A 12,957-nucleotide genomic window follows, 5' to 3' on the forward strand; every position below is an offset into this window, starting at 1 on the left:
ATGCCACAATCTAGGCGATCCGCCCCATTTCTGCCATGATCATGTCGCGCCAACATGGAAACAAAGCGTGTCCCGAACCGGGATCACCGCCACATTTCTGCCATATTTCCAGGGATTTGGCGACCAATCTCGCGATCAGGCGAGATATTCCGGCCGGATCGTGCACAAGCTCATCAGCAAGCCGCCGTCAGTGGCCTGAAAGACCGGGAACCGGGCGGAATGGAAATCGGGCGCAATTGTGGCAGTCTCGGGGTGGTCGGTCAGCCGCGCGAAACCGCGGGACAGGTCGACATGCATCCCATGAAAGCCGAACATCACCCCGACGAGGGGATAAAGCGCCTTGAACGCCGCCTCCTTGGCCGAGAACAGGCGCAGCAGGTCACCATCCTCGTCCGGGCGGCGGATCTCTGCGGCGAGGGCCGGGTCGATGGCGGTGAGCGGCTCGAGGTCGAGTCCCGGGCTTTGCCCGTCGCTGGCGATGACGGCGATGGCCAACCCGCCCGCATGGCTGATGCTGCCGCGCAGGCCGCGGGGCCAGATCGGCGCGCGGTCGGCACCCTGCGGTATTGCCGCGGGGGGACACCCCGCCGCCTGCATGGCGCGGCGCGCGGCCAGGCGACCGGCGGTGAACTCGGCCAGGCGGGGAGGGCGGGCGCGGGCCATGGCGGCGGCCTCTTGCAGGAACAAGGCGGCAGGGTCGCCCGTTTCGGCAAGGCCCCAATGCAGGCCCGGCCGGCTCAGCGCCGAAACCAGGCTGGACAGAGCCGCCTGCGTCATGCCCGGCGGCGCGCCCGCATCTCGCGGCGGCGGGCCATCGCGTCGGCGCGGTTTTCGCCGCGGGCGACGGCCGGATTGTGCGGCGCGGTCGGAGCGCGCGGCGGCGCCGCACCCATGATCGACGCGACCCGCGACGCGAGGTCGGCCAGCACCGGAAAGCGGAAGATGTCGGTGATCGACAGCGCCTGCGCGCCCAGTTCCTCGCGGATGGCGCGATGCGCCTGCACCGCCAGCAGAGAATGCCCGCCAAGATCAAAGAAATTGTCGCGCGGGGATGGCGCGGCGACACCCAGGGTGCGCGCCCAGATCGCCGCGATGGCGGCCTCGGCGACAGAGGCATCGACCGGACCGGTGGCAGGCATCGGCGCGATTGGCACGGCGCGCGGCGCGGGCGCGACGGCGCCCGGCGCGGGCAGCGCCTGCCGGTCGACCTTGCGGTTGGGCGTCAGCGGGAAGGCGGGCAGATGCACCAGGTGTTGCGGCACCATGATCGCGGGCAGAGCGGCACCCAGTGCGGCCTTGACTGCCGCCTCGTCCTGTGGCGCGCCGGTGTAGTAGCCGACCAGCCGCAGGTCGCCCGGCGCATCCTCGCGCGCGAGGACCACCGCCTGCGCAATCCCCGACACGGCGTCCATCGCGGATTCGATTTCTCCCAGTTCGATGCGATGACCGCGGATCTTGACCTGGTGATCCGCCCGGCCGACGAAATCGATCCGCCCGTCAGCCCGCCGACGCACGAGATCTCCGGTGCGATACATCCGCCCCGGGTGGAAGGGATTGTCGGCAAAACGCTCTGCCGTCAGGTCCGGCTGGTTCCAATAGCCGCGCGTCACGCCCTCGCCGCCGATCCACAATTCGCCCTCGGCGCCCAGCGGCACCGGGTGTCGCGCCGCGTCCAGGACGTAAAGCTGCTGGTTGGCAAGCGGCAGGCCGATATCCACGATGCCCGCGCCCGGCGTGGCGCGGATGCAGGACGACCAGATCGTCGTCTCGGTCGGGCCATACATGTTGGTGACAGGCGCGCGGGTCAGCCGCGCGATCTCGGCCACCAGCGCGCCGGGCAGCGGTTCGCCACCGAGATATACATTCTGTACACGACCCAGCGCAAAGCGTGCCTCGTCGTTCATTGCAATCATCCGAGCCATGGACGGGGTGCATTGCAGATGTGTCACGCCATGCCGCACGATCTGCGCCGCGATGCTGAAATCGTCCTCGGCGAGGTCGGGCTCGGCCATTGCTGCCTTGACCACCTGCGCCAGCGGCCGCAAACCCTCCAGCACCGTTTCACGGTCGATGCCATAGTCGATCAGGCAGGCGATTTCCGTCACGCCGATGCGGCGCAGCTCTTCTGCCCGGGCCAGCGCGTCCTCGACCGTGCCGAACAGGCCACTGTCGTTGAAATAGCGTTCGAACGCGAAGTCGAGGATCGCGTCCAGTTCGTCGGGCTCCAGTGCGTCCAGTTGCAGGTCGAAGGCGTTGTTCACCCCTTCGGGGCGCTTGAAGGCAGGGAATGCCCATGCGTATTGCTTGATGAGGCCCGCCGCCGCGTTCAGATAGTCCTTCATCGGTTTCCGCGCGATCTCGCGCGCGTGGTCGCGCGTGTCCGAGAGGAAGGTGTGCAGCATCAGCGTGACGGTGAAGCGCGCCGGATCGTGCCCGGCCTCGCGCAGCGCGTCGTGATAGATCCGGATCTTGTCGCCCACCTCGTCGATGGACTGGCCCAGCAGATGGGTCAGCACGTTGCAGCCGTTCGCCCCCGCCTCGCGCCAGGTCTGCGGATTGCCTGCTGTCGTCACCCAAACCGGCAATTCCTTCGACACTGGGCGTGGCTGTGTGACCACCTCGTGCAGCGTGCCGTCCTTGCGCGGGAAAGCCACCGGTTCGCCCCGCCAGAGTTTACGCAGTATGCCGAGGTCACGCAGCAGGGCGGCCTTGTTTTCCGGCGGCGTGTTTTCAGGGCGCAGGATGAAATCGTCGGGCTGCCAGCCGCTGGCGATGGCCATGCCCGCGCGTCCGTTGGTCAGGTTGTCGATCACCGCCCATTCTTCGGCGATGCGCGCGGGATGGTGCAGCGGCGCCACGACCGACCCGGCGCGCACGCCGATATTCTTCGTCACGCCCGCCACCGCCGCGCCGGTGACCGAGGGGTTCGGATAGGGCCCACCAAAGGCGTGGAAATGCCGTTCCGGCGTCCAGACCGCGACAAACCCGTTCTCATCGGCGAATTTCGCGCCCTCCAGCAGCAGCCGATACTTGTCCCGGCCCGCGCCGTCGTCATTGCCCCAGTAGTAGATCGAGAACGCCATCCCCGACCCGCTCCGCAGCATTGGCCCGTTCGAGATGAGCCCGCGATCCGCGTCCCCGGTCAGCACCACGGCAAAGCCACGCGCCGTGGTCCAGAACAGCTCCAGTACCGAGATGTCGAAGGACAGCGATGTGACGGCGAGCCATGTTCCCCCGATGGGAACGACAGCATCCATCCCCGCGTAGAAGTTTAGCACGTTGTGGTGTTCGACCATCACGCCCTTGGGCTTGCCCGTCGAGCCGCTGGTGTAGATCAGGTAGGCGAGGTCCTGCGGCCCGGCGGTGTCGGGCAGGTTCTCGGCGCTCATCGTGGCCAGACGCGGGTCCGCGTCCAGCAGCAATAGATGCGCATCCTGCGGCGGCAGGCTGTCGGCGAGGGCGGATTGCGTGACGATCACCGACGCCCCGGAATCCTCTACGAAATGGCGCAAGCGGTCCGCCGGATAGGCCGGGTCCATCGGCAAATAGGCCCCGCCTGCCTTCAGGATGGCCAGCGCGCCCACCATCATCTCGACCGAGCGGCGGCAGCACAGGCCGACCACGGTGCCCGGGCCTACGCCCATCTGGCGCAGCAGATGCGCTGCGCGGTTGGCGCGGGCGTTCAAATCGGCATAGGAGACCGCCTGCCGTTCGAAGATCAACGCCGTCGCATCGGGCGTTCGTGCCACTTGCGCTTCAAAAGCGCGGTGCATCGTCAGACCCCGATCATGCTCAACCCCGGTCGCGTTCCAGCGGTTCAGAACGTCCTCACGTTCCGCATCACCCATCTGCGGCAGATCGGTGAGCGGGGTCGCGCCGTCATGCCGCGCGATGGCCTCGAGCCGCTGGGCCAGACGCTCGGCCCGGTCGGCATCGATCCGGCCGGTGTCGAACTGCAGCGCGGGTCGGTCGCCCGCAACGATCGTCACCGCGCAGCCGGGAATCGGGCCGTTGTCGGACAGGCCAAGGTCCGGTTGCGCCAGCGTCAGCGCCGGGTCACGCAGGGACAGATCGGCAAGGATCGCCCCCTTGCCGCGCGCCTCGGTCCAGTCGGCGGTCAACGCGGCACCGGCGGCGTCCATGTCGCCAGCCTCGGCCGTCGACACCGGCCGCCAGGGTAGAACGAGGCCAGAGCGCGCCAGTCCCGCCAGCGCGGCATCGGCGCAGGCGAGCGTTCCGCCCGTCCCCATCTGCCAAGCCAGAGCGGCAACCGCGCCCGCCAGTCGGTCTGCCGGGATCGCCAGAGGGCGCGCATGCACCTGCGGTGCGCCCCCGCGCAAGCCTGGTAGCGTCACGGGTTGCACCCTGGCCAGTCTGCGTCGCCAGTGATCCTCGAACCGCGCGACCTGAGCAACAATCCTGTCCAGCGCGGCCAGGTCCGGCGTGGTCAGCACGTCTCCCGCCACTGCCAGGTTCGCCACCTTGACCGCCGTGCCGTCCAGCCGCCGCAGCCCCGACAGAACCAGCGCCTGCGCGCCGCAGGCCACAGTCAGCGTATCGCCCGAGCCCTCCAGCACCGTCCCCGGCGCGGCGTGGCTTTCGACGATCCGTGCCCGGCCCACGGCCAACAGTGCCCCACGCACCCAGAGCTTGGGCACCGCCAGCGGGTTGCGCCAGGTGCCGTGATCCAGTGCGCGCACCAACCGCTCCAGCTCGGCGGCGGGACGGGTGAAATCCAGCACGCCGTGGCCCGCGGGCCGGTCGTCGCGGGCGTGATAGCTGCGCCGCGACAGGTCTTGCGGCACAGGGTGCAGAACGCCGCGTTCCAGTTGGTCCAGCAGCGCCGGAAAGCTGTCGATCGCGGCGGCATAGGCCTTGGCGTTCAGGGTCAGCGCGGTGTCGCTGCCGGTTATGTCGAAGGCGCGTGTCACCAGAAGGTCGCCCTCGTCCACGCCGCCCTCGATCAGGTGCCAGGCGATTCCGTGCTGCGCCTCGCCCGCGATCAGCGCCCAGACCGGCGCGTTCAGCCCGGCATGGCGCGGCAGCGGGCCGTCATGGAAATTGACCGCACCCTTCGCGGGCAGGGCCAGCACGTCGTCGGCAATGATCGAGAGATTGGCGATGGACAGAAGCCAGTCAAACGACACACCAGCCAGCCGCTGTGGCAGGTCACGCCCCGGTGCCTCGACACGCAGGCCACCACACCGCGCCCAGTCGGCCACTTGCGGGTTGCGCGTGACCACCGCCGCGACGCCGTTGCCCCGCGCCAGCGCCAGTTCGGCGCATTGCACGAGCAGGGATTCGTCGCCGATCAGCACAGAGGTAAAGGCCATGTCGTTCACTCCACTCGGGCCTCGATCGTGGCGCGGTCTGCGGGTTGGTCCGCCCGCGGCGATCCCGGCAGGGGACGCACCAGCGCCTTTAGGTCATGCAGGATCAGGTCGCGCAGGAAATGCGGTGGATCCAGCCGGGGCTTGCGCTGCACCACGCGGCGCAACCGCCACAGCAGCCCGCCCGTCACATGCGCCAGCGTCGCCAGCGCGGCATAGGGCCGACCGTGGTTCCCGGCGAAATAGCGCCAGCGGCTGTCCAGCCAGAACCCGGGAATGCGCGGCCAGCGCCCCATCCCGGTCGAGACGGAGCCGATATGCATCACCACGCTGTCGCGGACGTAATGCGTCTGATGACCGGCGCGAGAGGCGCGCAGGCACAGGTCGGTTTCCTCGAAATAGAGAAAGAAGCCCTCGTCGAAGAGCCCGATCTCGTCCAGCACCGATTGCCGCATCATCATCGAGGCCCCCGCCAGCCAGTCGACCCGGCATGTCGCCTCGGGCAGGCCAAGCGGCACCGCCTTTTGCCGCAACAGCCGCGAGATCGGGCCGAAACGCGCCGCGCCCTCGAGTTCCGACCAGGCCGAGGGAAAGCGGAAGGCGGTCATATGTGGCTCGCCAGCCTCGCCGTGGATATAGCTTCCGGCGAAACCGGTCTCGGGGTTTGCATCCAGGTGCTCGGCCAAGTGCCGGATCGCGTCCGGTGCGGGGAAGGCATCTGAATTCAAGATATAAAGATAATCGGGGCGCGTGCCGTTGGACATCCCCGCCCGGATACCCACGTTGTTCCCGGCACCAAAGCCGCCATTGTGCCCCGACTGGATCACGCGCGTTTCGGGCCAGTCTGCAGTCGCCTTGCGAAGGCTCTCTTCCGACCCGTCGCAGGAATCGTTGTCGACGATCACCAGTTCCGCATCCAGCCCGCGCATCGCCTTGCGCGCCGCCTGCGCCGCCCGCAGGGTCATGTCGGCGGTGCGCCAGTTGAGCAGGACGACAAGGATCCGGGCCATGACCTATTCCGCCGCGTGTCCGGGGAAGGGCACGACCTGGCCACGCCCGTCGGTTTCGTCGTCGGCCGTCTCGATGGCCTCGCGCATCAGGGCGGCCAGGACACGGACATTCGGCTCCAGCACCATGCTGTCATGGTCGCCGGGAACCTCGTGCACCTGAACCTGCGGCGCGACCAGACCCCAGTCGTTGTCAGGCGTGACATAGGTCCGCTCGGAATTCACCAGCGCCCCGCCCGACACACGCCACTTGCCGACCAGGGGCGGGCGATACAGAACCAGCGACCCCGTTCTTGCATGCATCTTGTATGTAGATATCGCCCGATAGAAGGCTGCCTCAATCTCGGCGTTGTGGAAGGCGCCCTCGGCCTCGGTCCGACCGGTGTCGCGGCGGCGCGCGATTTCCCACGCAATGCGGTTGCGCGCCCAGATCAGGGGATAGAACAGCCCCTTTTCGCGCGCCTGGTGCCACTGGATCACCAGCCGGTCGCGCCGCAACAGGGGTCGGCGCTGCGGCAGGGGCGTATCCAGCAGGACGACGAAGGAAACGACCTCTCCCACCGCCTCGAGCTGACGAGCGATTTCCCAGGCGGTGATCCCGCCACCCGAGAATCCGCCAACCATGTAGGGGCCGTGCGGCTGCACCTGCCGGATCTCGGAGATATAGTCGCGCGCGGCCTCCTCGATCGTTTCGTGCGGCGCCTCGCCCCCCAGAAGTCCCCGCGCCTGCAAGCCGTAAAAGGGCCGGTCCGCGCCCAGCAGATGCGCCAGGTGCCGCAGGTTCAGCACGTTGCCGAACATTCCCGCGACCAGAAAGAAGGGGCGGCGCGGCCCGCCATCGCCGTCATGCATGGCGACCAGATACCGGAAACGGCGCTTCGGGGCCTGCGGCGCATCGGAGGGTGCTGCCTCGACATGGCCCGTCCGCTCGGCGATCAGCGCGGCGCAGGCGCGGATGGTCGGCGCCTCGAACAACACGGAAATCGGGAAATCGACGCGGAAAGCCTTCTTGACCTTTGAAAAGAGCCGAACGGCGATCAGGCTGTGACCGCCGAGGTCAAAGAAACTGTCCCCCGCGCCGACGTTGGACACGCCCAGAAGCTCTTGCCAGAATCCGGCAAGCGTGGTCTCGATCTCGCCCTCGGGCGCGACGTAATCCGAGTCTAGTTGCGGGCGGTCGAAGCTCTGCCCCTTGGCCTTGTCGGTCGATGCCGCGGCCTGCGCCGTCAGGGCGTCGAGATCCAGCGAGGACACCACCACCTGCGGCAGGCCCAGCGCCATCGCCCGGCGGAACGCCTCTGCCCCCTCGTCGGGGCGGATGCCCTGGCCGAGGTTATGCGCCAGCCGTTCCTCGGCGGGCGACAGGGGGTGCGGCGCGTCGGTCTCGTCGAATTCCATCTCGGCGACGGTCAGGCGGGGCGCCGCCTTGAGGATATCCGCCGAGGCAAGCTTGCGGATGGTGAAGCCTGACACCTCGACCAATACCGTCCCGTCCGGCGCGCAAAGAGTCACGTCGAAACTGGCGGTCTCGGCGTCGGCCCGGTTGTCGGCGGCGTTGCGGACCCAGCTGACAATACGGTCGGGCAGCTCGGCATGCACCCGCACCCTGCCATAGCGCACCGGAGCCCAGAGATGCGTCGGTTGCCAGCCGGCGATCAACTCCATGGCCCAACCCGTCGCGATGTCCAGCAGCGCGGGATGCAGCAGGCATCCGTCATCCGCCGCCTCGGGGGGCAGGGACAGGTCTGCGATCCCCTCACCCTCGCCCAGCGCGCGGCTGTCCAAGACCTGCCAACGCGGGCCAAAACGCATCATCACCGCCTGCGCCGCGGTCAGCTTGCCGCTCGGTGCGACAGTCGGCGCGCCGCAGCGGGCGCGGATCGCGGACAGGTCCAGCGTCTCTGGCCGCTGCATCGGCAGAAGGCTGATCGCGCCCTGAGCGGTCGGGGCAAAACCGTGCCGGCCGTTCAGCGTGGCGTACGCGAGCACGTCGAACCCGTAACCGCGCTGCGTCCGGGCCAGCCGCAGGCGCACATCGCGCACCCCGCCGGAGACGCGCAGCGGGCGCAGGAAATCCAGGTCGCGGATCTCGAACCCGCCGGTTTCGCCATGCGCGCGCAAGGCATGGGCGGCCAAGGTCAGGTAACCCGTGCCCGGCAGCAAGGCGTCGCCCGCGCGGGTGCGGTGTTCGTCGATGATCCAGTCCTTCTCGGACAGGCTTGTGTGGAACACCCGGTTGCCCTGCGCGTCGAACCCGGCCCGGTCCAGCAGCGGCAGGTCCACGGGCGTCTCGGGTGTCCTCGCATGGTCGCCGGTGCGGGCGGCCACGGCTTCGGCCGCCATGCCAACCTCGGCCCAGATGCCCCAGTTGATCGCGGTGACGCGGGTCTTGCCGCCCGCGCGGGACTGCGCAAAGGCGTTCAGGAATTCGTTGGCAGCGACGTAATCCACCTGTCCCGCAGGCGCCGTGACGGTCGAGGATGAGGCGAACAGCGCCATCCAGCGCAGCGCGCCATCCGGGAACAGCCGGCCCAGCACCTCGGCTCCATGGATCTTGGGCGTGAACACGTCCTCGATGCTCGACGGCGACTTCGTCGCCAGCGGCGCATCGGCGATGACGCCGGCGCCGTGGATGACTCCGGTGATCGGGCCGAACCGCGCCTCGGCCTGTTCCTTGACCCGCTGCATCGCGGTCAGGTTGCAGACGTCGGCGGCAGCGACCATGACCTCTGCCCCCGCCTCTTCCAGCGCCTGCACAGCACGGATGCGGCGCGAGACCGGATCTTTGGGCGCGTGGCGGCGCAGGTGGTCGGGCCAGTCGGCACGGTCTGGCAGTGCCTTGCGCGCCAGCAGGATCAGTTTCGTCCCCCGCGAGGCCAGGTCGCGGCCCAGCGTCAGGCCGATCCCGCCAAAACCGCCGGTGATGAGAACGACCTCGTCCTGCGCGGCCTCTGGAACAGACGCCTCAAGCGGCACGGGTCGCATCGCGCATTCAAAACGTCGCCCGCCACGCAGGGCGGCGATGCGGTCTCCGGGGTCCGACAGCAGATCCTCCAGCACGCGCAGCGCCAGCGCGTCCAGCGCGGCATCCTGCGCGATCTGCGCGCGGGCTAGGCCGAAAACGCCCGCCTCGGGCGCGACCGGTAATTCCACGTCCAGCGTCGCAACATGCAGCCCCGGCATCTCGCGCGGTATCACACGGGCCGGACCGGCGATGGTGGCCTTGGCCGGGTAGGGCAGCGCCTCGTCCCGCAGGCGAGCGGCGCCGTTGGTGACGACGGTGATCGGCAGCGGGGCCTGCCGCGCCTCGTCCCCCAGCGCCTGCGCGAGGAACAGCAGCGAGTAGAACCCGTGTTCCTGCAAGCGATGGAAAAAGCTGGACCCGGGGCGATGCCCCTCATCCCCGGTCAGCAGCCAGAAATGCCCGATCCGGTCGGGCAGCATCCCGCGTGCCGCAAGATCCTGCACCAGTTGGTCATAGCCTTCGCGCCCCCGCTCGGGGGCCAGGAGATAGCGGTCCCCATGCAGCCGGGCGAAACTGTCGCCGGGCGTGACGGTGACCACCCGATGCCCCGCCTTTGTCAGGCGATCCGACGCGCGCGCCGCAATCCCGGTCGCATCTGCAAAGAATAGCCATGTCTGCGGCGACGCATCCGCAAGCCCTCCGGCCACGTCGACCTCGACCAGGGCGGAGCGCGGTCGCCAGACCGGCTTCCACCCCCATTGGGTCAGGTCGTCAAGGCGGGTCAGGTAGGAGGGCTGCTCAGCCGTGGCCTTGCCCGGCGCGATGAAATAGGGCGCGCGCTGGAACGCGTAGGTCGGCAGCGGCACACGGTGGCGCGGTGCGTCTCCCCAGATCTGCACCCAGTCGATTGCGACCCCCAGCGCCGAGAGGCGACCCAGCACCTCGAGCAGGTGCTTGTCGTCGGCAATGGAGTCGTCGCGGTGACGCAGCGAGGACAGGACCTGGTTCGCCGCGATGCCCGGATGCTGGCGCGCCAGCGAGGCCAGCGCCCGGCCCGGCCCGACCTCGAGGAAGACGCGGTTGGGCGCGGCCAGCGCACCGAGGCAATCGGCGAAATGCACCGTGCCGCGCAGATGCTCGACCCAATACTCCGGGTCGGTCGCCTGTTCGGCCGTCATCAGCGCGCCGGTGCGGTTCGAGGTCAATGGCAGCTGCGGCGGGTTCAGCGGGATGGCGCGCAGGTAGGCGCGGAACCGGTCGAGGATCGGCTCCAGCATCCGGCTATGCGCGGCGATGTCGATGGCGATACGCTGGCAGTCGATACCCTCTGCCTGCAGCCGCGACTCCAGATCGTCGAGGGCCGCCTGTGAACCAGAGGCGACGGACAGCGCCGGCGCGTTCACCGCGCCAAGGTCCAGGTCATCACCCAGACGTGGCCGCAGGTCGTCGGCAGGCAGGGCGACCGACAGCATACCGCCCGCCGGCACTTCATCGAACAGAGAGCCACGCAGATGCACCAGCCCGATGCAATCCTCGAAGGACATGATCCCCGCGAGGCAGGCCGCCGTATTCTCGCCCATGGAATGCCCGGTCAGCGCGGCAGGCCGGATGCCCCAACCCATCCACATTTGCGCCAGCGCGTATTCCACGATCAGGATCAGCGGCAGTTGCAGGCTTGGCCTTTGCAGGGCGCGGTCGGCCTCGGCCGTGTCCGCCTCGGCCAGCCACAGCGCGCGGATGTCGGCATCGGTCAGCGTCGCCAGATGCGCCAGACCGCGATCCATCCAGTCGGCAAAGACCGGCTCTGTCTCGTACAGGTCTCGGGCCATCCCGGCATATTGCGCGCCACCGCCGGGGAACATGAACACGCAATCCGGCCGGTCCAGCGCAGTGTGCACATGCACCCGCCGGGGATCGCCGGAGTCCAGCAGGCGCGCAACCTCGTCGTGGGTTTCGGCCACCACGACCATGCGCCGGTCAAAGGCGCGGCGCCCCTCCTTCAGCGTCCATGCCACGTCCGCCAGCGGCTGTTCGGGATGAGCGCGCAGGTGTCGGGCCAGCCTTGCGGCGTTCTCCTCCAGCGCGGTCTTGTTACGGGCGGAAACGGTCAGGATCTGGAAGGGCCAGTCGCTCTGGCCCGAGGCGCCGCGATCGGGTGCCTCCTCCAGAACCACATGGGCATTCGTGCCACCCACGCCCAGCGAGTTCACCCCCGCCCGGCGCGGATGCGCCCCGCGCGGCCAGTCCGTCAGCCGGTCGTTCACGCGGAACGGCGAAGTTTCGAAGTCGATGGCCGGATTGGGCGCCTCGAACCCCAGAGAGGGCGGCATCTGGCGGTGATGCAGGGCAAGGCTGGCCTTGATCAGGCTCGCCACACCGGCGGCGGTGTCGAGGTGGCCGATGTTGGTCTTGACCGACCCGATGCGGCAATGGCCCGTTCGGTCCGATGTCTCGCGGAAGGCCTGAGTCAGCGCCGCCACCTCGATCGGGTCGCCCAGGTAGGTGCCGGTGCCGTGGCACTCGACGTAATCCACCGTGTCGGCGGTGATGCCCGCGACGGCCTGCGCCTCGGCGACGGCCTGCGCCTGCCCGTCGACCGACGGCGCGAGATAGCCCGCCTTCTGCGCGCCATCGTTGTTGACCGCGCTGCCCTTGATGACGGCCCAGATGTGGTCGCCGTCAGCGACGGCATCCGCCATCCGCCGCAGCACCACCACGCCCACGCCGGAACCGAAGACCGTGCCCTTGGCCCGATGGTCGAAGGCGTGACACTGGCCGTCGGGCGACAGGATCTCGTTCTCCTTGTAAAGGTATCCACGACCCTGCGGCAGCTCGATCGTCACGCCCCCCGCCAGCGCCATGTCGCATTCGCCGTTCAGCAGCGCCTGTGCGGCATAATGCGTGGCCACCAGCGAGGTGGAACAGGCCGTCTGCAGGTTGATTGATGGGCCGGTCAGGTTCAGCACATGGCTGAGCCGCGTCGTCATGAAATCCTTGTCGTTGCCAGTATGGCGCAGCAGGAACATGCCAGTGTTCTCGACCAGGTCGGGGTTCGAGCAGACGTTGAAGTAGAAATAGCTGCCCATGCCGCAGCCGGCGAACACACCGATGGGCCCGCCGAAAGTCTCGGGGACGTGGCCCGCGTTCTCCATCGCCGCCCACGCGGTTTCGAGGAACTGGCGATGCTGTGGGTCCATGATCGCCGCCTCTTTCGGCGACAGGCCGAAGAACTCGGCATCGAACATCTCGTACCCGTCCAGCGGCGCGGCGAAGGGCACGTAGTCGCGGTGGCGCATCAGGCCCGGATCCTCTCCGGCCGCGCGCAGGTCGTCCTCGGACAGGCGGCGGATCGAGGACACGCCATCGCGCAGGTTGCGCCAATAGGCATCGATATCGGCGGCACCCGGCAGATGCGCCGCCATGCCGACGACGGCGATGTCAGTGTCTGCCATTGCGCCTGGCGCCTCGTCCGTCACGAACCGTCCCCTCGCCCCATCCGTGGTCCCATGAAGACCACCAAGTGCCAAAAAAATGCGGCGTTTTTTTGGTTTTCCACGTCTTTCACCGCCTGCTGCCGGTCGACGCCCCATGCGAACGGCTTCGCGTCGGAAACAATGCCCGAATCGAACCGGAATGTCCCGGTCATAGACCGAAC

The 12,957-nt window shown here is 68.5% G+C and carries 5 protein-coding genes; all 5 read right to left on the reverse strand.

Annotated features, from left to right (window positions below; translation table 11 throughout):
- Positions 1-135 precede the first annotated feature (135 nt).
- From KB874_RS04530 to KB874_RS22800, 5 genes are read right to left on the reverse strand one after another with little or no spacing between them, the layout of a single operon-like run.
- Positions 136-777 carry a 4'-phosphopantetheinyl transferase family protein gene (locus KB874_RS04530; RefSeq protein WP_212535370.1) on the reverse strand — a complete coding sequence of 214 codons (642 nt, stop codon included), beginning with the start codon at positions 775-777 and terminating at the stop codon, positions 136-138.
- Positions 774-5,333, reverse strand: a complete 4,560-nt coding sequence (locus KB874_RS04535) for a MupA/Atu3671 family FMN-dependent luciferase-like monooxygenase (RefSeq protein ID WP_212535371.1) — start codon at positions 5,331-5,333, stop codon at positions 774-776. Before KB874_RS04535 ends, KB874_RS04530 begins: the two co-directional genes overlap by 4 nt.
- Positions 5,334-5,338: 5 nt before the next feature.
- A complete protein-coding gene (locus KB874_RS04540; RefSeq protein ID WP_212535372.1) occupies positions 5,339-6,340 on the reverse strand; it encodes a glycosyltransferase family 2 protein in 1,002 nt (333 codons plus the stop codon).
- 3 nt (positions 6,341-6,343) lie between these two features.
- Positions 6,344-12,754, reverse strand: coding sequence for a type I polyketide synthase (locus KB874_RS04545; protein ID WP_249200274.1), 6,411 nt, complete (start codon positions 12,752-12,754; stop codon positions 6,344-6,346).
- 20 nt (positions 12,755-12,774) lie between these two features.
- The gene (locus tag KB874_RS22800; RefSeq protein ID WP_249200275.1) at positions 12,775-12,948 is read right to left on the reverse strand and encodes a hypothetical protein; all 174 of its coding nucleotides are present in this window, start codon (positions 12,946-12,948) and stop codon (positions 12,775-12,777) included.
- Positions 12,949-12,957: the final 9 nt, after the last annotated feature.

The sequence above is a fragment of the Thetidibacter halocola genome, assembly GCF_018224955.1.
Taxonomy (GTDB): Bacteria; Pseudomonadota; Alphaproteobacteria; order Rhodobacterales; family Rhodobacteraceae; genus Thetidibacter; species Thetidibacter halocola.